The following is a 22,118-nucleotide window of genomic DNA, read 5'->3' on the forward strand; positions in this document are numbered from 1 at the left end:
ATCGAACGAATCATGCAACGAGGACGCACTCGTCAAGGAGCGACAACAATGTTCAGTTTGACCGTCCGCGATCACATGATGATCGCCCACAGTTTCAACAGCGAAACCTTCGGCCCGGCGCAGAAACTGCACGGTGCCACCTACGTCGTCGACGTCACTTTCAAGCGTCCCGAGCTGGACCCCGACGATCTGGTGGTCGATATCGGTCTGGCGAGCGAGGTTCTGAAACGCATTCTCGGCGAGTTCACCTTGAACAATCTCGACGAGATCGACGAGTTCAAGGGTCGCAACACCACGACCGAATTCATGGCCAAGGTCGTGTTCGACCGTCTGTCCCATGCCATCCGCGATGGCGAGCTGGGCGATGGCGCTCGCCATCTCACCGCGCTGGCCGTCACGCTGCATGAGTCGCACGTCGCCTGGGCAAGCTATGAAGGGGGCCTATGAGCGATTTCACCCTGATCGTCGCCGGCGATCCTGGTCAGTTGACCGGCGGCTACGTCTACGACGCGCGTATCGTCGAGACGCTGCGCAACGGCGGCTGGAAGATCGATGTCGTCGGAGTCGACGGCCGCTTCCCCGAGCCGGATGCCGTCGCATCGCACGCCCTGGATAGCGCCCTGACCGCGCTGCCGGATGGCAGTCAGGCGGTGATCGACGGGCTCGCGCTGGGCGGACTGCCGGCGATCGTCGAGCGTCACGCCTCGCGACTGTCGATCACGGCGCTGATACATCATCCGCTCGCCGACGAAACCGGCCTGGGTGCGCCCGAGCAGCAGCGCTTTCGGATCAGCGAAACCCGCGCTCTGGCTGCCGCCGGCAACGTCATCGTCACCAGTGTCTACACCGCCCGCCGACTGGCCGATTTCGATGTGCCGGCGGAAAAGATAGCCGTCATCGAACCGGGGGTGGAAACCGGAGAGCTGGCGAGCGGCGACGGCAGCGGAACTCCACGGCTTCTGTGTATCGCTACGGTCACGCCGCGCAAGGGCCAGGATCTGCTGGTCGAAGCGCTGGCCGGCCTGACTGCGCTGTCATGGCAGTGCGATCTGATCGGCGCGCTCGATCGTGCCGAGGCTTATGTCGACAAGGTGCGAGAGGCGATCGACGGGCATCAGTTGGGCGAGCGCATCCATCTGCTCGGCGCCCAAACCCGTGAAAGCCTGGCCGCCCATTATCGACAGGCCGATCTGTTCGTGCTGCCCTCGCATTACGAGGGTTACGGCATGGTGATTACCGAAGCCCTCGCCCACGGTCTCCCTGTCGTGACCACGTCCGGCGGCGCCCTGGCTCACACCTTGCCGGATGCTGCCGGTATCAAGGTGCCCCCGGGGGATGTGACGGCGCTTCGCGACGCCCTGAAGCGGATGCTGGAGGAACCGGAAACCCGCCAACGCTATTGCCAGGGTGCCCGAGAGATTCGCGATAGGCTCGGCAACTGGCAAACCGCCGCCGAGGCGTTCGGCGAGGCAATGAAACGTGCCAGGTCGACGGGAGCGATGCGCTGATGTCGATGCCGCCGTCCGCCGACGCCCTGTTCAGCGATCAATGGCTGACCTTGCGCGAGCCCGCCGACCATCGGGCCAGGGATGCCCAGCTCACCCATGCCGCCGATCGCTGGCTCTCGCGACGTGCCACGCCGGTCCGCGCGCTGGAGATCCAGCGCACGCTGGTGGACCTGGGATGCGGCAGCGGCTCGAATCTGCGCTATCTGGCGCCGCGGCTCCACGGCGCCCAGCATTGGCGCCTGATCGATCACGACGCTGAACTGCTGGCTCACGCGAGGCTGCGCTGCGAGCCGCTCGTCAGCGCCGACGGTCAGCCGATCCACCTCGAGACCCGGGAACTGAGTCTGGTGGATGCCTGGAAACACGGTCTTCAGGGCGCCGATCTGGTCACGGCCTCGGCACTGTTCGATCTGCTGACGACCGCGGACGCCGACGCGTTGGCCGAGACTTGCCATATCAACAATTGCGCGGTGCTGTTCGCGCTCAGCGTCGATGGCCATATTCGCTTTCATGACGCCAGCGGTGCCCCGTTGTTCAGTGATGACGACCAGTTCATGCTGGCCGCGCTGGAAGCGCATCAACGCCGCGACAAGGGCAGTGGCTCGGCCATGGGCACGCAAGCGCCACGCCATCTTCGCGAGAGTCTTCACCGCCGCGGCTATCACGTCCGTGAAGCCACTTCGCCCTGGCGTCTCGGGCCTGAATCCCTGCCGCTGGCTGAAGCCCTGCTGGCCGGCTGGCGCAGCGCGCTGGACGAACAGTTGCCGCAGCAGAGCCGTCGCATCGAGCGCTGGCATACCCAGCGTCTCGAGGGGCTGATGAGCGAACAGCTGACATTGACCGTCGGACACCGCGACCTGTTCGCCACACCGCCGGAAAGCGACGGCGTGGGAGCGCCAGCGTGAACCGCTGGCTCTTGCCCGCCCTGCGCCTGGCGTTCACGCTGGCGCTATTGGGCGTACTCGCCTGGCAGCTGGATACTCGACAGCTGCTGGATCGGCTCGGCGACCTGTCGCCGGGCTGGGTCGTCGTGGCCGTACTGATCGGCGTTCCCCAGGTCGTACTCTCGGCCTGGCGCTGGCGGATGACGGCGCATCAGGTCGGCATCGGGTTGCCGTGGCCCACCGCCATCCGCGAATACTACCTGGCGACATTCCTGAATCAGATCCTGCCGGGTGGCGTCGTGGGCGATGCCGCCCGGGCCTGGCGCCACGGCAACACGCAAACGCCGTCCGAAACCGCGACCTCATCGACGTCCGGCCCGGCGATCCGTGCCGTCATCATCGAACGCGCCTCCGGCCAGATCGCGCTGCTGCTGGTTGCAGCTGTCGCCGTCGTCCTCTCGCCGGCGCTACGCAGGGCCATCATCGACTCGTGGCAGGCGCATGGCACGACCGGGCCATGGATCCTGCTGGCGGCGCTGCTGCTGGGCGGCGGCATCCTGACAGGGCTGAAACGGCGGCCCTGGCCGGCCCTGGCCACGTTCGGCCATGACGTCAAGCGCGCCCTGCTGGCGGTTTCGGTGTGGCCGGCACAGTTGTTCAGCTCGCTGCTGGTCATCGCCACCTATGTCGCGGTCTTTCTCTGCGCCGCCCAGGCGCTGGGACTGCAACGACCGCTCCCGGAGTTGCTGCCACTGATTCCGCCGCTGCTGATGGCGATGGCGGTTCCACTGACGATCGCCGGCTGGGGACTGCGCGAAGGCGCCGCCGCCCTGATCTGGCCGCTGGCCGGCCTTCCCGCGCAAGAGGGCGTGGCGCTGTCCGTGACTTATGGCCTGCTGATCCTTGCCGCCAGCCTTCCGGGATTGGCGGTGCTTCTGCGGGAGACCCGGATCCGTCGAGGAGCGTCCGGGTCAGCGACAATGCCGACCCCGGCTCGAGAAAAAGCCGCCACGGGAGGGCATTGCGGATGAAATCACGCCTCCGTCGTGTCGCGATCGAGCAGATCCAGATCGAACAGCATGTCGTCGCCCAGTCGGAAATAGCGACAGGCCGGTCGCAGCGCGCCATCCAGCGTGTCGATCTCCGGCAGCGTCAGCGACGGCCGACCGGAACCGATCAGCATCGGCGCGACAACGCTGTGCAGGCGGTCGAGACAGCCCGCCTGCAGAAAGCGCGAAATCGTGAGCCCGCCGCCCTCGATCAGAATCCGGCGATGCCCTTGTTCGGCCAGCAGCGAGATGACCTGCACGGGATCGAACCCCTCCGGCCGCGGCCTCAGCGGATGGACGCTGACGTGATCCGCACTGCCGTGACCGGCAACGCCCTCGTTGACGAGATGCCAGGTCGGTGCCGCCGGCTGGCGGAAGACACCACGTTCTGCCGGCACCCGGCCTCGGGGATCGAGCACCACCCGCAGCGGGTTGTCGCCCTCGACATGACGCACGGTCAACTGCGGGTCGTCGGCAACGACCGTGCCGGCGCCCACCACTACCGCATCGACCAGCGCCCGCAGCCGGTGAAGATGAACCAGGCTCTGTGCTCCTGTGACGTAATGGGAAGCACCGCTGGCCGTCGCGATCCGGCCATCCAGACTCTGGCCGATCTGCGCGATGACGCGCGCGCCCTGGGTGACGTCCGCAATGCACCATGGCAGCCAGATCGACAGCAGTTGCGCAGCCTCCTCGTCGACCTCATGGCTGCAGCGCCAGTCACCTCGGGCATCGACATCGAGCCGAAATCCTGCGTCGATGAGGGTGCCGTCAAAAACCCCATGGCGGGTCATGCCGGCGACGCGGCGAATCCAGTTCCAGGCCTGCGGAGTCTTTACGGGAGGCGGACGAGCAGAGGAAGTGCGAGTAGAAGTCATGGTCATTCCTTGGCCAGACGGCAGCCTAGCGTAGCAAAAATCGGCCCTTGGGCGGAGGCAGTTCGACGATCAGCGAAGCCACCGCCGGCGACACCCAATCAAGGTTATGGATGGGCATCTCGGATGAGATCGATCATGGATGACAGGATAAGGAGAAGAGCATGCGACAGGTAGAACGCGCGATTTTCGATCTGCGACGCGGCCTCCCGGTTCTCGTACGCGCTGCCAGCGGCGACGTGATGGTTCACCCGCTGGAGGGTTGCGACGACGAGGCTCTGGCGGCGCTGCACGCTATCAGTGGCAACCCGCCTACCCTTGCGTTGACCCGCCATCGTCTTTCACGGCTCGACATCGAGTTCGAGCCGAGGGTCGGGCTGGTGCCGATCACGCCTGCCGACCGGGCGCAACAGGTCGTCGCCTGGGCCAGCGCCGAGCAGCAGCGCTTGCCGCGGGAAAGCCGGCCGCTCGCCGCCACCAGCGGCAGCGAGGCGGCGCTGGATCTGATGCGCATCGGCCTGCTCATTCCGGCCGCGATCGTCGCCGAGGTCAGCGAGATCCAGCGCGCCAGGGTAGAGGCATTGATCGCCGACGGCACCGTGCTGGCGGTTGCCGCCGGGCAGATCGGTGCCTACTCGGAAACCCGCTCGCGTTTTCTCAAACGCACCAGCGATGCGGAAATCCCGCTGTCTCACGCCGAACGCGCCAAGTTCGTGATGTTCCGGGAGGCGGACGGCATGCGCGAACACATCGCCATCGTCATCGGCGAGCCCGGCGAGTGGAACGATGCCGTCCCGGTGCGCCTGCATTCGGCCTGTCTGACCGGCGACCTCTTCGGCAGTCTGCGCTGCGACTGCGGTGAACAGCTGCGCGAGAGCGTGCGTACCATCGATGAACGCGGCGGTGGCGTACTGCTCTATCTCGCCCAGGAAGGCCGCGGTATCGGCCTGGCCAACAAGCTGCGCGCCTACACCTTGCAGGATGGCGGGCTGGACACGGTGGATGCCGATCAGGTACTCGGCTTCGGCGAGGACGAGCGCACCTACGAAGTGGCGTTGGAGATGCTCGAGCAGCTCAAGGTTACCCGCATCGAACTGCTGACCAACAACCCAGAGAAGATCGCCGCCATGGACCAGGGCGGCGTCGAAGTTGTCAACCGTCGCGGCGTCTACGGCAAGCTGACCAAGCAGAACCGGCGCTATCTGGATGCCAAGGCCAAGCGCGCCGGCCACTGGCTGGAAGAGGTGCTGAATGACGGCGAAAGCGGCCCGGCAGCCTCGCTCAGGAGACCCGTGGCACGCTGACGGACGCTAACCGGTCACCTGCTATCTTGTCGCAACAGACCCCCGGCGTCCGAAGACGCCGGTTCGTCAGATCCCGTCCGGGGTCGGGCCGCGCAACGTGGCCAGATCGAAGCGCCCCGCCTCTTCAATCACCGTCGCCAGCCGCGCGCTGAAATGCTCGACCAAACGACGTCCGATATCGGCGTTGGCCAGCGCGGCATTGCCGGTGACGCCGCTGGGATGCAGGTCCTGTGCCATCCAGGCATAGCCGGCGTCGCCTTCAGGGCCCAGCGTCGCACCCGACTGTTCGCGAAGGCTTCCCTCGGAGACGGCATCGGCCAGCTGTTCGATCCGGACCTTGGCCGGCGCAAGATGCAGCATCATCGAGGTTTCCAGGGCACCGCCGTGCAAGCCGTGCCGCAACTCCTTGGCGGGCAGCGCCTGCGGCGGCGGCGCGAAGCGAAAGTAGTTGGCCTTGACCACCAGCATGGCGTGGGCCGCACGCAGCTTGAGTGCTACCAAATCGATGACCGCCTTGTTGCCCCCGTGACTGTTGAACAGCACCAGACGCCGAATGCCGGCACGATTGACGGCCTCGCCCAGCGCTTCGATCACGCGCATTGCCGTCTCCGGCATCAAGCTCAGCGTACCCGGGAAGTCGGTGTGCTCGAGACTCGAACCCAGCGCCAGCGGCGGCAGCACGATCACGTCCTGCGTCGACCCGAGCTGCGCCATGGCCGCCTCGAGCAGCCCCAGCCCGATATCCAGATCGGTTGACAGTGGCAGATGAGACCCATGCTGCTCGATCGCCGCCAGCGGCAACACCGCCACCGTCGCGCCGCCGGCCAGTCGGGCAATCTCCGTGCTGGTCAGATCCTGCCATTGGTGGACGCTCATACTTCGCTCCCAGACGAATCGGTTCGGTTTAATGCCCTGGAATCCTTCAGCAACCGCGTCGCGATCGCACTGTCTCGAACCACCTGCCGCGCCACGGCGTCGCGCAGCATCCGCTCGTCGCCGCCTTGCGCCAGCGCCAGCGTCAGCCGCAAGCGGGCTCGGGTGATGCCAGTGTAGATCAGCTCCCGCGTGACGATGGGATTGCTCCGCGCCGGCAGCGCGAACAGTACGTGCTCGAACTCCGACCCCTGGGACTTGTGCACGGTCATGGCGAAGGCGGTCACTGCGGCATCCAGTCGCGATGGCAGCACCTGGCGCACGCCATCGCCGTGAGGGAAGCAGACGCGCAGCCGCCCGGCCTCGTCGGCCAGCGTCAGCCCCAGGTCGCCGTTGTAGAGGCCCAGTTGCGGATCGTTGTGCGTCACCATCACCGGGCGCCCGGCGAACCAGCCTTCGGTACGCGCAATCCAGCCTTGGTGCCATAACGCCTGCGCGACCCGCTCGTTCAATCCCTCGACGCCCCAAGGACCCCGACGTAGCGCGCACAGCACCTGAAAACGGCTCTGCAGCGCCAGTATCGATGACGAATCGTCGCCGGCCCGCACCGCTTCGAACAGATCCCGATAGCCCGCCACGACGGCTCGCTCGAAAGCGGCAGCATCGATATCCAGCGTCGCCAGGTCCTTGAAGCCCTCTTTCAGCACCTGGACAAAGCCGCGTCCGTCACCGCCGTTGGCCGCCCTGGCGAGGGCGCCGATACCGCTGTCCTCGTGAAAGCGAAAGCTCTTGCGCAGCATGGCGACATGATCTGCCAGCGGGTTGGTCTCGGCGGCAACGGGCAGATTCTCACCGGCCATCGACTGAAGGTATCGTCGAGTCGGCTCGGAATAGCCCGCACCGTCGGCAACATTGGCCCCGGTGCACAGATCTCCCAGCACCGAGCCCGCCTCGACCGAGGCCAGCTGATCCTTGTCACCGAGCAGAATCAGACGGGCATCCGTCGGCATCGCCTCGAGCAGCGCGGCCATCATCTCCAGATCGACCATCGAGGCTTCGTCCACCACCAGCAGATCGAGACTCAGCGGCGCGTCGGCATGGTGACGGAAATGGCGAGTATCCGGTCGCGCCCCCAGTAACCGGTGGAGCGTCTGCGCCTGCTGCGGAATCGCGTCGCGCACGACCTCCGTGACATCGAGCCGGCCGACGGCGCTGGCGATCGACTCGGAGAGTCGGGCGGCCGCCTTGCCGGTAGGTGCCGCCAACCGGATACGCAGCGCCTCGCCATCACGCGCCAGCGATTGCTGCTGCAATAGCGCCAGCAGTCGCGTCACGGTGGTGGTCTTGCCGGTACCGGGACCACCGGAGATGATCGTCAGCCGCTGGCGAAGCGCCAGCGCGCACGCCACACGCTGCCAGTCGGGCTCGTCGCCCTGGCGCGCGTTGCCAGCGAATAGCGCCTGCAACCGTTCGGCCAGGTCGTCGGCCACGGCCAGCGGTTGGCCCAGACGCCGACGCAGGTGTCCCGCGACCGCGCTCTCGGCCTGCCAGTAGCGGCGCAGGTAGAGACGTTCGCCGTCGAGCACCAGCGGTGTCGCGGACCCCGAGGCCTCCCGCGCCATGGCGACAGTGAAAGAGGCAGTCAGAGCGGCGGTCCAGCCCGCCAGCGTGATGCCGTCGAGCAGCGACTCCGGCAGCACGACCGCTTGTGCCGGCTCGCCGCCACCCTCCAGCGGCGGCAGCGACAGCGCCGAGCGCGGCGTAGCCAGCACGCGTGACAGCGACAGGCAGACATGGCCTCGGCCCAGCTGATGGCTGGCCAGAGCTGCGGCCAGCCACACCAGCGGATCGGCCTGGGGGTCGCGGTCGGCCAAAAAGATCGCGAAATGGCGATCGAGCTGGCGCAACCAGCCGAGTTCCACCCACAACGCCAACGTCTCGAACAGCGTTGCGCGGGTGAGGGCTGTCCTCGCTACGCCCTCCCGCGTCAGCGCGGGTTCGTCGGCATCGAGCGCCAACGAGAACTGATCCGCCTCCCCGGCGCTCGAATCTGGCTTCCGATCGGGCTGGTGCGACGTTGGCCGGCGGCTCATCGATCAATCTCCTTTGGCTGGCGCAACAAGGCTCTCGCCGGCTCGGGGTTACCTTCCAGCCACGCATCCAGCGCCTCGATCAGCGCACGATCCGGGCGACGATGGAACACGCCGTTCGCGGCAAAGACTTCGGGCGCCATGTAAACCCTCGGCGCAGCTTCGGGCGCCGTAAAGAGCGCCAGCTCGGAAAGCCCCCGCAGAAAGACGTAGCAGGCGCCGCCCATATGCCGCTCATAGTCGTAGTCTTCGAGGCGGGACTTGAGCAGACGGTGCAGTGCCAGCACGTAAAGCACGTACTGCAGGTCGTAACGGTGTTCCACCATCGCCGCCGCCAACCGCTCGCCCTGATAATCCGCCGGATCGTCGCCCAGATGATTGGACTTCCAGTCGAGCACGTACCAGCGTCCGTTGGCTTCGAAGACCAGATCGATATAGCCCTTGAGCATGCCATTGAGCTTGCGCGGCGCCAATCGAGGTCGCTGTCCCGGCAACGGCTCGAGCCGGGTGACGAGCCGATCCAGCGGTTCGCTCCAGGCGGCCGTCGCCGGCAGCCAGAACTCGAGCTCCGTGCGCCACGCCTCGAGCCGGTCGAGACGCACGGTGTGACCATCGACGCTCACCAGCGGCAGTCGCAGCCGCTCCAGTAGCCACGCCTGCAGCAGCGGCGCCCAATCCGCGTCGAAACCGCTCATCGCCAGGCGTCGCTCGATGTCGCGGCGCACCGTTGCCGCATAATCGGGATCCCCCAGCCGATCGAAATCGAGCATTTCGAGCAGTCCGTGCAGAAAGGTACCCGGTCGCGGGCCTCGCGGAAAATCCAGCAACGTGCGAATACTGGGGCGCGGTATCGGGTCACGCTCGCGACTGACCTCGATGTCCAGCGTCGCCGGCAGATCCTCACCGGCGGCAGCGGCATCCTCATCGCCCGTGGCGCGGCGGGCATCGGCGATCAGCGAGGTATAGGAGGCAATCCACCAGTCATCGTCGATCTGGCCGTCGAAGATTCGCGCCGGTTTGGTTGGCGGGGCGATCGCCGCCATCCGCAGCCGGTGATCCGGCATTTCGGGCAGCGGCTCGATCGCCAGCCAGCCCGCGCGCTGGCCTTCCCGCAGCCGTTCCAGCAGCGCCGCGCCGTCGTCCGCCTTGTCGCTGCCGAGCAGTCGCCCCAGCGCCGTCTCGTGCAGACAGCCGCTCTTGCCTCGCCCCCGGCCGACCTGGGCGACACCCAGTCGGCAGGCGAATGCGGCGCGAGTCAGCGCGACATAGAGCAGACGCACGTCCTCGTCGAGACGGGCCAGATCGGCTTCGCGTTTCTGGGCATCGTCAGGCGAGGCCACCAGAACACTGCCCTCGCCTTTCGGTGGCCTCAGCGCCAGCAACCCGGTCTGTCGGTCGGGCTCCGCCGGGCGGTGCGAGCAGATGAACGGCAGCAGCACGATGGGATATTCGAGCCCCTTGGACTTGTGCACCGTGATCACCCGAACCAGATCCTCGTCGCTTTCCAGGCGTTGACTGAGCGCCTGACTGTCCAGCGTCTCGACGCCCTCCTGCAGCGCCCGATGCCACCAGCGCAGCAGCGCCTGTTCGCCGTCGAGTCGCTGCTGGGCGTTCTGCGCCAGCTCGCCGAGATGGAGCAGATCGGTCAGGGCCCGCTCGCCATCGACACGCAGGGCAAGACGCTCGGCGATACGAAAGTCCCGCATCACCGTGCGCAGCATGGGCAGCACGCCGCGCCGCTGCCACTGGCGATGGTAGTCGCTGAAGCGCTCGACCTCGCGCTCCCACGCCAGCTCGTCGGCCAGCAGCGGTTCCAGTGCCTGTGGCGACTCGTTGAGCAGCTTGGTTGCCAGCGCGGCCTTGAGCCTGGCGTCCTGACGCGGCTGGGCCACGGCCTCGAACAGCTGCAGCAGCTCGAACGCCTGCGGCGTGTCGAACACGCTCGAACGTTCGCTCAGGTAGACGCTGCGAATCCCGCCCTCGGCGAGGGCGCTGCGAACCTTGAGGGCCTCGCCCCCGTGCCGAACCAGAATGGCGATATCGGCGGGCTGTACCGGCCGCTCGCCGTGCGCGCCTTCGAATCGCCATTGCCCTTCCAGCAACCGCTGCACTTCGGCCCGCGTCGTCGACGCCATCACGTTCTGGTAGTCGTTGCGGGTATGACGCTCGGTATCCGGCCACCACACGCCCAGCGCCTCGACCGGCCGCCCGTCGCGATCGACCAGCTGCGTCGACTTGGGATTCGATTCGACGGCGACGAACGGGATCTCGTCGCTGCCGAAAGGTCGCGGATGGCGTTGAAACAGCGCGTTGGTGGCCTCGACCATGGCCTGGGTCGAGCGGAAGTTGCGCATCAGCGTGAAGCGGCTCGGGGTCGCACGGCGCGCCCGAAGATAGGTATGGATATCGGCACCGCGAAAGGCATAGATCGCCTGCTTGGGATCCCCGATCATCAAAAACGCCGTCGTTGCAGGATCGCTCTCGGGCGCGCGGTAGAGGTTCGAGAAGATCCGATACTGGACCGGATCGGTGTCCTGGAACTCGTCGATCAGCGCAACCGGCAGCTCATGGCGGATGCGCGCCGCCAGCCGCAGCGGCGCACTGTCGTCTCTCTTCGCGGCCTCCCCGCCGCCCGGCGGCTGCACCAATGCCGCCGGCCGTGCCAGCGCCGCATCGAGATCGTTGAGCAGATCCGAGAACTCCCACAGCCCCTGACGCCGCTTGTCGGCGGCGAAGCTCACCGCGATCCGATCACGCGCATGCACCAGTACCTGCCTGGCGATCGCATCGAACGGCCGGCCGTGGGCCTCGAGACGGTCGAGATAGCCAAAGAAGGGATGCGCCGGCGCGGCATGCCCTTTCTGAGTGGCGGTTTTGACCACCGCGCCTTCGAGCTTCTCCTGACTCAGCCAGAAGCGACCGCTGCTGTCGGTAATCTCCTCGGTGGCATCGAACTCGCCCTGGGCCAACCAGTTCTCGAATCCGGCCAGCCGCTCCTCCAGCTCTTCCGCCTTGAACCGACTCTTGTTGAGGACGCCGTTGCGAAACGCCTCGGCCATCAGCGAGGCGACGACGTCGCGATCCCAGGTTTCGATCAGCGCCGCCTCGATGGACTCCCGTTGGTCCAATCCGCTTTCCAGCTCGGCGAACAGCGCGGTCAGCGATGGCGGCGACTCCACCGCCTCACCGGCGACCCAAAGGGGCTGCGGCTCGCCGTCCTTCAACAGCGGTCGAAGCGCGGACGCCAGCGCTTCAGGCCCGCTCCACTGCGCGCGGATCTGGCGCTGCCAGCGCTCGTCGAGCGGATAGAACTCACACCGCCAGTAATCCTCGACCGCTTGGGTCAGCAGGGTCTGGCCGTCCTGCAGCAGCTCGGCGGAGAACCGCGCGCCGGCATCGAAAGCGTGGCGGGTCAACATGCGCTGGCAGAAACCGTGGATGGTGAAAATCGCCGCCTCGTCCATCAGCCGGGCCGCCTGATCCAGGCGGCGGGCACCGCTGCGACAGGCGGTTTCCCCGGCCGTGGCCAGCGGCGCCAGCAGGTCGGCCAGCACCGGATCTTGGCGATCCGCGACGCCTGACAGCAGCCAGTCACGGGCCTGCTTGAGGCGCGCCCGGATGCGCCCGCGCAGCTCGGCGGTGGCGGCTTCGGTGAAGGTCACCACCAGAATCTCCGGCGGCGTCAGCGGACGGGGGAAGTCCACCGCTTCGCGCCCCGGCAGCGGGCCCAGCACCAGTCGGACGTACAGGGCGGCCAGGGTGAATGTCTTGCCGGTGCCGGCACTGGCTTCGATCAGGTGAGGTCCAGTCAGCGGCAGGCCGACGAGTTCGAGCGGAACGGTTTCTTCAGCCGTGTTTCCATCGGTGGCATCGTTCATCCTGCTGATCCCCCCCGAGATCGAGTCGATGTCGATGTCGATGTCGATGTCGATGATGATGGAACTGCCACCGCGCGGGAGTGAATCTGCTGGGACGCGCGCAACAAGGTCTCCAGTATCGGTTGATAGTGCGCCACGCTCTCGCCGACGCCACCCGCCGCCTCGAACGTCTCGAAATCCGGCCACAGCTGGCCGAGGCTACCCTCCCGCTGAACCAGCGATGGCGTCCCGAAGCCGCCCTCGTCGTACTCCTGCGCGAGCCGATCGCGCCAACCGGAGTCGAGCGTTTCACCCGCTGTCAGCCCTGCCAGCGCCGAGCTGTCGGCCAGGCTCCATAGCGTCCTGGCCAGCGCGCCGCTGGCCGGCAGCGGCGCGCACCAGGCCCGCCACCAGGTGCGAAGCCAGTGACCTAGACTCGCCTGCGCTTCCGCCCTCTCCAGCGCCGGAAACTCCAACCAGCGGTCTTCGAAAATCGCCGTCAAGCGGCACGGCGCGTCAGCGCTCGCGTTGGCCAGCAGCCAGCGGGCATAACCGTCAAAAAGCCGGTGCGGTTTACCCAGTTTTTTCCACGGGCCTTCGCCCGAGTTCTGACCTTCCGGCTTGAAGTGGCCGAAATGGCTGGTTTCCAGCGTTACCAGACTCAGGCTGTCGTCCGCCTCCCGGTAGAGGCCGTCGACACGCGCCTCCAGCGCCAACGCCGGGCAGTCGGGCGTTTCCTCTATCGCCAATCGGAGCATCGGCGGCGTCAGCGGTTCAGCGCTATCGATCCGACGATGCCAGCTTTCCAGCTGGGTCTGGAGGCGCTTGAGCGGCGGCTCGATCATCGCCAGACCGAACCCCGCCGCGGGCAAGCGACCGGCCAGCCTTAGCCGATCGGCAACCTGCACCAACGGCTCGTGACGGCGGCCGGCGTCAAGCAGCTCGCGCTTGAGCGTATGGTCTTCCAGCGCGTCGAGGATGAACGGCTCGCTGTCCTCGTCGGGCACCGCCGGTTCCTGAAAGCGGACGCCCAGCCGACCGAGATAGACGCTCCACGGTCGACGCAGCAACCGCTGCAGATCGACAAGGCCGAGCGCTTCTGCCGGCAGCGGCGCGGTCTCCGACGTGGTGCGCGGCAGGACCTCGGCGCCGGTCTTTCCGCCATCGACCGCGGTATCCGCTGGCGATGTCGGCGCTGGCAGATGCAGCGGCTGCCAGCTGGTATCGAAGGTGTAACGCGAATCGTCGGCCTGGAAGTAGCGCCGCGAGAACGGCTGCAAGGGATGGGCCTCGACCAGCCTCGCCACCAGCGCGGCTTCGTCGCCAAGCTCGCCCGACGTCGCGGCGGGCCGCCAGCCCTGCTCGAGCGTGTCGAGCAGCTCACCGACCAGCACCGATGGCGGTCGCGGCGTGTTGTCGCGCTGGTCGAAGCCGACCCAGGAGAGCGTCAACCGTTCGCGGGCGGAAAGCAGCGCCTCGAGCAGCAGATAGCGGTCGTCGTCGCGGCGCGAACGATCTCCGGGGCGCGGACGCTGCGCCATCAGGTCGAAATCCTGAGGCTGGCGCGTTCGCGGGTAGGCACCGTCGTTCATCCCCAGCAGGTAGACCTGCCGAAACGGAATGGCGCGCATCGGCATCAGCGTGGCGAAGTTGACCTTGCCGGCGAGGAAACGCTGGGCCAGACCGCCCTCATCGAGTTCTGCCTTGAGCGCATCGCGCACCACCGCGAGGCCGATCGGCTGGCTGAACGAGGCCAGCTCGCAGCTCTGCTGCCAGCGATTCAGCGACTCATCCACCCGCGCCAGCACGTCGTGCTCGTCCAGCGCAGTGGGCGCGAACAGCGTATCCAGCAGCACCCGCAAGCGGGTCAGCCAAGCCGCCGGCGTGCCGGCGTCGCTCAACGCCTCGCACTGGGCGGCCAGCACCTGCATCAGCTCGGCCAGTCGTCCGGCGAGATCCGCTTCCAGCCCGCCCACCTCGTCATAGGGCACGATATCGTCGAACTGCCAGGCCGCGTCACCGGTCGACGGGGCGGAGGGTCTATCCGATGCCAGCGGGCCTGTAGACCCTCCTCCCGGCGGCAGCGGGCCGGTAGAGTACCCCAGCAACATGCGCTCGAGCCCGAACGCCCAGCTGTTTTCATGCAGCGCCGGAAAGCCGAGAGATTGGCGATGTGCGCCGGAAAGCCCCCAGCGCACGCCGCTTTCCGCCAGCCATTGGCGCAGGCGCGGCAATTCCGACTCCTCGATGGCGAAGCGCGCCCGGAACGCCGGCACATCCAGCGCGTCGAGCAGCTCGCTCACGCCCAGCCGACGCTCGGGAAGTTCCAGCAACGCCAGGATCAGCACCATCATCGGATGCGCCTCACTGGCGACCTGATCGGCGATGGTAAACGGAATATGTCGGGGATCGTTCGGCGGCAGCTGACCGAAGACCGCCTCGATGTAGGGGGCGTAAACGTCGATCTCCGGCACCATGATCAGGATGTCTCGCGGGCGCAGCGGCGTGCCCTGATGGCTGGCCTCCTCGAACGCTGCCAGCAGCCGATCGTGAAGCACCTCCACCTCGCGCAGCGGCGAGTGCACGCTGTAGAGCGACAGCGAGACGTCGTCGGGGTCGATCAGCCGCTTGCCGGCCTCGCGGGTTCGCTCCCCGGGATGTCGCAGATCCAGAATGTCCTGCTGCAACTGGTTGAGCAGCGGCGCACGTTCAGGATCCGCGTCATCGGCTGGCGCCGGATCGCGAAACAGGTCGGTCTCGACGTCGAAGCCGCCGTCCTGGCTCTCGAATTCGTAGAGCCCGACGATGAAGTCCCGGCCCTGGGCACCCCACGCGGCCAGCAGCGGATTGGCCTGAAGATGCAGCGCTTCCTCGTCCAGCGTCTCGAGCCAGGGTGCCTCTGGATGGCGGGACTGCTGGCGTGCCACCGCTTCGGCGGAAAGCCGACCGGCACGCTTGATCGCCTCACGATCGGAGACGATGTCGCCCCAGTAATGCCGACAGGGGTTGGTGATCATCAAAAAGACATCGATGACGCCCGAGAGTGCGTGCAGCGCTTCCAGCGTCTGGGTAGGCAGCGCCGAAATGCCGAACACGAACAGTCGCGGCGGCAACGCCTTGGGGCAGCTCTCCAGTCGTCGGGCAGCACGGAGGAAGCGCCCGTGCAGGTTGGCGCGGTGAAACGACCGTTCGGCCGGGGCGGCATCGGCGATCAGGGCCCGCCATAGCGCCGGCTGCCAACGCTGATCGGCGGGCAGATCGTCCGGGGCGCCCTCCCCCGCTTCCCACGCCGACAGCCAGTCCGGGCGGTAGTTGAGATACTGGTCGAACAGATCCGCCAGACGCACCGCCAGCTGCCAGCGCTTGCGCTCGGCCTGATCGGCGGTACGGCGCCGCGCCACTTCCGGCGATCGCTCGTCCGTTGCGGCCTCGAGCCCGGCGCTCAGATAGTGGGCCAGCGGCGCGAAGGTGACAGGGTCACGGGTGATCTCGTCATCCAGTAGCCGCAGGATACGCCACGCCAACGGCCGTTTGTCGAATGGCGAGTGCAGCGGAATCGACTGCCGCTCGCCTGCCTCCCCAACCTGCTCGAGCACCGCACGATAAGCCCGCCAGACGAAACTCGAGGGCAGCGGGAAGTCCACCGACGCCGCAATCCCATCCGCTTCGGCCAGCGACAGACGCAGCCACTGGGCCATGCCGTTGGACTGCACCAGGAACGTTTCCGGTGTCAGCGGCGGCAATCGATGGCGTTTGATCAACGCCAATGCCAGATCGTGCAGGTCTTCGAGGTGATTGGCATGCAGGACGCTGAACATCCGCTCTCCCGGATTCATGGATCGACGACGATCGACGACACGTCGATCACGATGGTGCCATCCTACCGTGGCACGGTGCGACGATCACTTGCCGCCTGTGGCAAGATGTGACGATGTCATGACAGCCACATCGTTTCCGCCATGACAACATCCGTTGCCACAAGGATTCCCGTTGACCACGCCCGTCTTTCTCGCCGTCCTGGCCGGTGCCCTGATGCATGCCAGTTGGAATGCCCTGGTCAAGGTGGGGCTGGATCGGCTCCTCGGCATCTCGTTGATCCAGGCAGCCTGCGCGCTCATTGCTCTCGCTGGCGTGGCCTTCGTACCGCTGCCGCAACCGGCCGCCTGGCCGTGGCTGGGGGTGTCGGCGCTGCTGCACATCGGCTACAACGTGTTTCTGGCCCGCGCCTACCGGGTCGGCGATCTCGGTCAGATCTACCCGATCGCCCGCGGCTGCGCGCCGTTGCTGGTCACGTTGATCAGCGTGTTCGCGCTCAGCGAGCATCCCTCCTGGATCGGCTATCTGGGCATCGCGGTGCTGGTGCTCGGCATTCTCTGCATGGCCTTTCGCAGCGGCCGGGGGCCGCGCCTGGAGCGCGCCTCCCTGATCAATGCACTGACGACGTCTGCCTTCATCGCCGGCTACACCCTGGCCGATGGCAGCGGGGCCCGCGCCAATGGCGATGCGATCAGCTACGTGATCTGGCTGTTTCTGCTCGATGGTGTCGGAATGCTGCTGGTATTGATCGCCATGCGCGGGGTACGAGCCCTACCCGAACTGACCCGCTACTGGCGGATCGGTCTGATCGGCGGTGCGCTCTCCATCGGCGCTTACGGCATCACGATCTGGGCCATGACCCAGGCACCGATCGCGCTGGTGGCGGCGCTGCGGGAAACCAGCGTGCTGTTCGCCATTGCCATCGGCGTGATCTGGTTGAAGGAGCCGCTGCGTCGCGAACGCGTGCTGGCAGGCGGGCTGATTCTTGGCGGTGTCATCCTGACGCACTGGGGATGACTGTCATCCCGCGCAAGGACTGCTAGGATTAGGACACTGAATCATCGCTCTGCCAACGCCGTTCCATTGTCTTTTGGCCCCTGTCTGTTGGCCTAAGCTCTGTCTGAAAAATCGGCGAGCGATGGCAAGACCGGGGCGCGTAGCTAAGGCAAAAATTGANNTCAGACAGAGCGTAAGTCTGCCGGCATGCATTCGACGCTTATCCAGACCCAAGCCATCAAGGCGACAGCCATTCCGACGTCAGCTATCGGCAAGGAGCCCATTGTGTCACTCATCGCTCCACCGCACGCCACCAACGCCGACGGCCAGCCGCGCCGGGTCGGCGTCGAGCTCGAGTTCGCCGGCATCGGGCCCATTCAGGCTGCGCGTCTGGTCGAGATGACCTTCGGTGGCCACGTCGAAAAACATAGTGCGCATCGACTGCAGGTTACCGGGACCCCTTGGGGCGTCTTTCACATCGAGCTGGACAGCAAGTACGTCCACCCGGACGAGCAGCTGCTCGATCGCGCTCGTACCACTGATGGCCAGCCGCCGGGATTCGGCGAGCACCTGCGCGCCAGCGTGCACAGCCGCACCCGCGAATGGCTGGGCGACATGGTCGCGGGCCTGGTGCCGACGGAGATCGTCTGCCCGCCGCTCCCCTGGGACGAGCTGGCGCGCCTGGACGAACTGTTCACGGCACTGCGCAGCCACGGCGCGGAAGGCACCGATGCCAGCCTGCTCTACGGCTTCGGCCTGCATCTCAACCCGGAGATTCCGTCTGCCGAGGTTGAGAGCGTACTGGCCTATCTGCGGGCGTATCTGATTCTGGCCGACTGGCTACGGGACGAGATCGTGGTCGATGTGACCCGGGACATGCTGCCCCACACGCGCCCGTTTCACAGCGACTACACCTGCCGGGTATTGGCGGCGGACTATCGCCCCACGCTCCAGTCGTTGATCGACGATTATCTGCTCGCCAATCCCACCCGCAACCGGGAGCTGGATCTGCTGCCGCTGTTCGCGTGGGTGATGCCGGACCATCCCAACGCGCTGCTGCGAGAGACGCTGGTCAAGCCCCGGCCGACCTACCATTACCGCCTGCCCAACGCCGCACTGTCCGACCCGGAGTGGGGCGTGAGCGTGGAATGGAATCGCTGGGCCGAGGTAGAGCGTCTCGCCGCCGACCCGGATCGTCTGGCAGAACGCAGCGCCGCCTACCGCAATCATCTCGCCCAGCCGACCCTGAGTCGCTGGCTCGACTCGCTGCGTCACTGGATGCGTCACTGATGAAGGCGTCGAGCACAAGGACAGAGACGAACACGAAAACCGGCCCGAATCCGAACCCGGCGCGCCCGCGGATCGGAATCACCACCTCGGATCACAAGAGTCTGTTGGCCTGGTGGTGCGATTGGCTCTCGGTCTGGCGCGCGGGCGGGCGGCCGGTGCGAATCTCGCCCGCCCGTCCGCTGGAGCAGGCGGTGGAAGGTCTGATCATCGGCGGCGGCGACGATATCGGCGCCCAGCGCTACGGTGGCGAAGTGCAGCTGGACGTTCGCATCGATCCGGCCCGCGACGAACTCGAGCTCGCCTTGCTGGCCGAATACCTGCCGGCGCGCGTACCGATTCTGGGCATCTGCCGTGGCGCCCAGATGATCAACATTCATTGCGGCGGTAGTCTGATCGAAGACATCCAGACGACCTACCGTCACATCAAGAATCGGCGCATGGTCCTGCCGCGCAAGCGAATCGAGATCGCCCCGTTCAGCCAGCTGGCCGACATTCTCAACCGCCGTTACTGCAACGTGAACAGCCTGCACCATCAGGCCGTAGACCGCCCGGGGGATGGGCTCAAGGTGGTCGCGCACGATCGCGACGATTTGGTGCAGGCGATCGAGAGCGAACGCCACCCGTTTCTCATCGGCGTGCAGTGGCACCCGGAATTTCTGCTCTTCAGCCGCTCCCAGCAGCGGCTGATTCGCGCGTTGGTGGATGCCGCCCGGCGACAGCGCCCACCGCAAGATGAAGAGCGAGAGCGTCGCGGCTGAGCCCCGCCAGGACCCAGCCTCAGGAAGGCATCGCCGCCAGCCGCCGACCCGCCGGCGAGCGCAGCAGGAACAACCCGATGGCGACACCCATCACCGACAGCGCGGCGACGTAGATGGCCGGCGACATCGGGTACCAGCGCATCGTCGCGGTGACGATGATCGGCGTGAAGCCACCGAAGAGTGCATAGGCGACGTTGTAGGAGAACGAGAGTCCGCTGAACCGCACGGCTGGCGGAAAAGCCTTGACCGCAATGGCCGGGATCGCGCCGGTGATACCGACGGCAAAGCCTGCCAGCGCGTAGAGCGGCATCAACTGCTCGGGACGCTGCCCGACGACGCTCATCATCAACCAGTAGCTCGCCCCCAGCAGCACGCTCCAGCCGACCAGCGTTGCCCCGCTGCCGAATCGATCGGCACACCAGCCGGCGATCACGCAGCCTACGATCAGACACAGTATCGCCACCACGTTGGCCAGCGATGCGTCGAGCCCGGCGTACTGCGCCGCCAGCAGCGGCGGCGTCATCAGCATCACCACGACGATCGCCGCGGTCAGCATCCAGCTGACCGCCATGGCCAGCAGCACCCCGCCCAGGTGATCGCGCAGCACCGTCTTGACCGGAAGTTCGGCCGCCAGGGTCCGGCGCTCGCGCATCTCGGCGAAGACCGGCGTTTCGCTCAGCCAGCGGCGCAGATAGACCGCCACCAGCCCGAAGATACCGCCAAGCAGGAAAGGGATGCGCCACGCGCCGCCAGCCAGTTCCGCGGCAGAGAAGTGGGACTTCATCACGGCGGCGACCAGCGAACCGATCAGAATCCCGGCTGCCAGTCCGGCCGACAGCGTGCCGCAGGCGAGCCCGACATGGCGCCGCTGGACATGCTCGGTGACGAACACCCAGGCGCCTGGCACCTCGCCTCCGACGGCCGCCCCCTGCAGCATGCGCAGCAGCACCAGCGCCAGCGGCGCCAGGTAGCCGATGGCGTGGTAGGTCGGCAGACAGCCGATCGCCAATGTCGGCAGCGCCATCAGCAGGATCGACAGCGTGAACATGCGCTTGCGTCCCAGCAGATCGCCGAAGTGCGCCATCACGATGCCACCCAGCGGACGCACCAGATAGCCGGCGGCGAAGATGCCGAACGTCTGGATCTGACGCAACCATTCCGGTATGTCAGGTGGAAAGAACAGCTGACCGATGACCGTGGCAAAGTAGACGAAGATGATGAAGTCGTAGAATTCCAGCGCGCCGCCGAGAGCCGATAGCGACAGCGTCCTGACGTCGCCGCGGGAGAGCGGACGCGGCGACTCGGACAAGGTAGGGTCGTGGGACATGTCGATGTTCCAGGCGAACGGCGCCCGCGGGCGCCATCGATCATTCCGGAGCGGAGCGGCCGAGTTCCGAACCGGCCGGTCAGCGGGTTCGGGGCTCGGGACGCGGTTCAGTGCTGCATCAATGCCAGACGCTGGCCGTTCGGCGCGCGCAGCAGAAAGATGCCGATCACGACGCCGAGCCCACCCAGTGCGGCGATATAGTAGGCCGGCGCCGCGGGATGACTGACCATCAGCGTCGAAACGACGACGGGCGTGAAGCCGCCGAAGATGGCATAGGCGACATTGTAGGAGAACGAAAGGCCTGAGAAGCGCACCGCCGCCGGGAACGATTTGACGGCGATGGTGGGCACGACGCCAACGATGCCCACGCCGAATCCGGCCAGGCAGTAGAGCAGCATCAGCTGATCCGGGTGAGATGGCACGGTGTGCATCATGATCCAGTAGGTGATCCCCAGCAGCAGACTCCACAGGATGATCGTGATTCCGCTGCCGATACGGTCACAGCACCATCCCGACACCACGCAGCCGATGATCACGCAGACGATCGCCCACACGTTGGCCAGCGACGCATCGATACCGTACAGCGTCTGAAGCAGGCTCGGCGTCATCAGGACGACCACCACCACCGCCCCGGTAAGAATCCAGGTCACCGCCATCGACAGCACGACGCTGTCCATGTGTCGGCTGAGCACACGCTTGACCGGCAGCCCTTCGGAAAGCGCTTTCTTGGCGCGCATCTCGGCGAATACCGGGGTCTCTTCCAGGTAACGACGCAGATAGACCGCCAGGAATCCGAAGACGCCGCCGATCAGGAACGGTACGCGCCAACCGTAAGCGCTCATCTCTTCAGGGGTGTAGTAGGACTTCAGAAACGCCGAGATGATCGAGCCGATCAGGATGCCGGCGACCAGTCCCGAAGCCAGCGTGCCACAGGCCAGACCGACGTCCTTGCGTGAAACGTGCTCGGTGACGAAGACCCAGGCACCCGGGACTTCGCCGCCGACCGCCGCGCCCTGCAGGATGCGCATCAACACCAGCAGCAGCGGCGCTAGATAACCGATGGTCTCATAGGTCGGCAGACAGCCGATCAGTAGCGTCGGTACCGACATCAGGAAGATCGACAGCGTGAACATGCGCTTGCGGCCCAGCAGATCACCGAAATGCGCCATGATGATGCCGCCCAGCGGACGTGCCAGATACCCTGCCGCAAAAATGCCGTAAGTCTGTACCATCCGCAGCCATTCAGGCATGTCCGGCGGGAAGAACAGATGCCCGATCACCGTGGCGAAATAGACGAAGATGATGAAATCGTAGAACTCGAGCGCACCGCCCAGGGCGGATAGCGACAGGATCTTGATGTCACCGCGTGACAGCGGACGCGACGGAGCCGCATCGTATTGGGGTGCGTTAGCCATGGCCGTGTTCTTTTTCTGAGGCGTTGAAACGTGCGTGTGTCGATAGCCCACGCGCGTCGCGGGTGCCCGACAGAGG

The 22,118-nt window shown here is 66.3% G+C and carries 15 protein-coding genes; 8 read left to right on the forward strand and 7 right to left on the reverse strand.

What is annotated here, in order from left to right; translation table 11 throughout:
- The first annotated feature begins 48 nt into the window (after positions 1-48).
- From DOM36_RS08710 to DOM36_RS08725, 4 genes are read left to right on the forward strand one after another with little or no spacing between them, the layout of a single operon-like run.
- Positions 49-447, forward strand: a complete 399-nt coding sequence (locus DOM36_RS08710) for a 6-carboxytetrahydropterin synthase (RefSeq protein WP_110642701.1) — start codon at positions 49-51, stop codon at positions 445-447.
- Entirely contained in the window at positions 444-1,508 is a 1,065-nt protein-coding gene (locus tag DOM36_RS08715) for a glycosyltransferase family 4 protein (RefSeq protein ID WP_110642703.1), read from the forward strand. The genes DOM36_RS08710 and DOM36_RS08715 overlap by 4 nt, the downstream gene beginning before the upstream one ends.
- On the forward strand, positions 1,508-2,413 hold the full coding sequence (locus tag DOM36_RS08720; RefSeq protein WP_110642705.1) for a class I SAM-dependent methyltransferase: 906 nt from the start codon (positions 1,508-1,510) through the stop codon (positions 2,411-2,413). Before DOM36_RS08715 ends, DOM36_RS08720 begins: the two co-directional genes overlap by 1 nt.
- Positions 2,410-3,423, forward strand: coding sequence for a lysylphosphatidylglycerol synthase transmembrane domain-containing protein (locus DOM36_RS08725; RefSeq protein ID WP_157958606.1), 1,014 nt, complete (start codon positions 2,410-2,412; stop codon positions 3,421-3,423). Before DOM36_RS08720 ends, DOM36_RS08725 begins: the two co-directional genes overlap by 4 nt.
- A 2-nt stretch (positions 3,424-3,425) precedes the next feature.
- On the opposite strand, the gene DOM36_RS08730 is transcribed toward DOM36_RS08725, so the two are convergent.
- Positions 3,426-4,319 carry a RibD family protein gene (locus DOM36_RS08730; protein WP_232823775.1) on the reverse strand — a complete coding sequence of 298 codons (894 nt, stop codon included), beginning with the start codon at positions 4,317-4,319 and terminating at the stop codon, positions 3,426-3,428.
- A gap of 161 nt (positions 4,320-4,480) precedes the next feature.
- On the opposite strand from DOM36_RS08730, the gene ribA reads away from it, so the two are divergent.
- Positions 4,481-5,620: a GTP cyclohydrolase II RibA gene (gene ribA, locus DOM36_RS08735; protein ID WP_110642711.1), complete on the forward strand. Its 1,140-nt coding sequence runs from the start codon at positions 4,481-4,483 to the stop codon at positions 5,618-5,620.
- 66 nt (positions 5,621-5,686) lie between these two features.
- Here the strand turns inward: ribA and DOM36_RS08740 are convergent, their stop codons facing one another.
- Genes DOM36_RS08740 through recC form a run of 4 tightly spaced genes read right to left on the reverse strand, consistent with a single transcriptional unit; the run spans position 5,687 to position 16,258 of the window.
- Positions 5,687-6,496: a creatininase family protein gene (locus DOM36_RS08740; protein ID WP_075570322.1), complete on the reverse strand. Its 810-nt coding sequence runs from the start codon at positions 6,494-6,496 to the stop codon at positions 5,687-5,689.
- Positions 6,493-8,586, reverse strand: a complete 2,094-nt coding sequence (gene recD / locus DOM36_RS08745; protein WP_110642713.1) for an exodeoxyribonuclease V subunit alpha — start codon at positions 8,584-8,586, stop codon at positions 6,493-6,495. Before recD ends, DOM36_RS08740 begins: the two co-directional genes overlap by 4 nt.
- Positions 8,583-12,461, reverse strand: coding sequence for an exodeoxyribonuclease V subunit beta (gene recB, locus DOM36_RS08750; protein WP_110642715.1), 3,879 nt, complete (start codon positions 12,459-12,461; stop codon positions 8,583-8,585). Before recB ends, recD begins: the two co-directional genes overlap by 4 nt.
- Positions 12,458-16,258: an exodeoxyribonuclease V subunit gamma gene (gene recC, locus DOM36_RS08755; protein WP_157958607.1), complete on the reverse strand. Its 3,801-nt coding sequence runs from the start codon at positions 16,256-16,258 to the stop codon at positions 12,458-12,460. The genes recB and recC overlap by 4 nt, the downstream gene beginning before the upstream one ends.
- A gap of 172 nt (positions 16,259-16,430) precedes the next feature.
- On the opposite strand from recC, the gene DOM36_RS08760 reads away from it, so the two are divergent.
- From DOM36_RS08760 to DOM36_RS08770, 3 genes are all read left to right on the forward strand, one after another.
- Complete coding sequence (locus DOM36_RS08760; RefSeq protein ID WP_075570325.1) at positions 16,431-17,273, forward strand: EamA family transporter; 843 nt, start codon at positions 16,431-16,433, stop codon at positions 17,271-17,273.
- A 264-nt stretch (positions 17,274-17,537) separates the two neighbouring features.
- The gene (locus DOM36_RS08765; protein WP_075570478.1) at positions 17,538-18,542 is read left to right on the forward strand and encodes an amidoligase family protein; all 1,005 of its coding nucleotides are present in this window, start codon (positions 17,538-17,540) and stop codon (positions 18,540-18,542) included.
- Entirely contained in the window at positions 18,542-19,300 is a 759-nt protein-coding gene (locus DOM36_RS08770) for a type 1 glutamine amidotransferase (RefSeq protein ID WP_075570326.1), read from the forward strand. The genes DOM36_RS08765 and DOM36_RS08770 overlap by 1 nt, the downstream gene beginning before the upstream one ends.
- A gap of 19 nt (positions 19,301-19,319) precedes the next feature.
- On the opposite strand, the gene DOM36_RS08775 is transcribed toward DOM36_RS08770, so the two are convergent.
- Both DOM36_RS08775 and DOM36_RS08780 read right to left on the reverse strand, forming a co-directional pair.
- The gene (locus DOM36_RS08775; RefSeq protein WP_110642719.1) at positions 19,320-20,627 is read right to left on the reverse strand and encodes an MFS transporter; all 1,308 of its coding nucleotides are present in this window, start codon (positions 20,625-20,627) and stop codon (positions 19,320-19,322) included.
- 107 nt (positions 20,628-20,734) lie between these two features.
- A complete protein-coding gene (locus DOM36_RS08780; RefSeq protein WP_075570328.1) occupies positions 20,735-22,042 on the reverse strand; it encodes an MFS transporter in 1,308 nt (435 codons plus the stop codon).
- Between the last annotated feature and the right edge of the window lie 76 nt (positions 22,043-22,118).

The organism is Salinicola sp. CPA57 (assembly GCF_003206035.1).
GTDB classification, from domain to species: domain Bacteria; phylum Pseudomonadota; class Gammaproteobacteria; order Pseudomonadales; family Halomonadaceae; genus Salinicola; species Salinicola socius.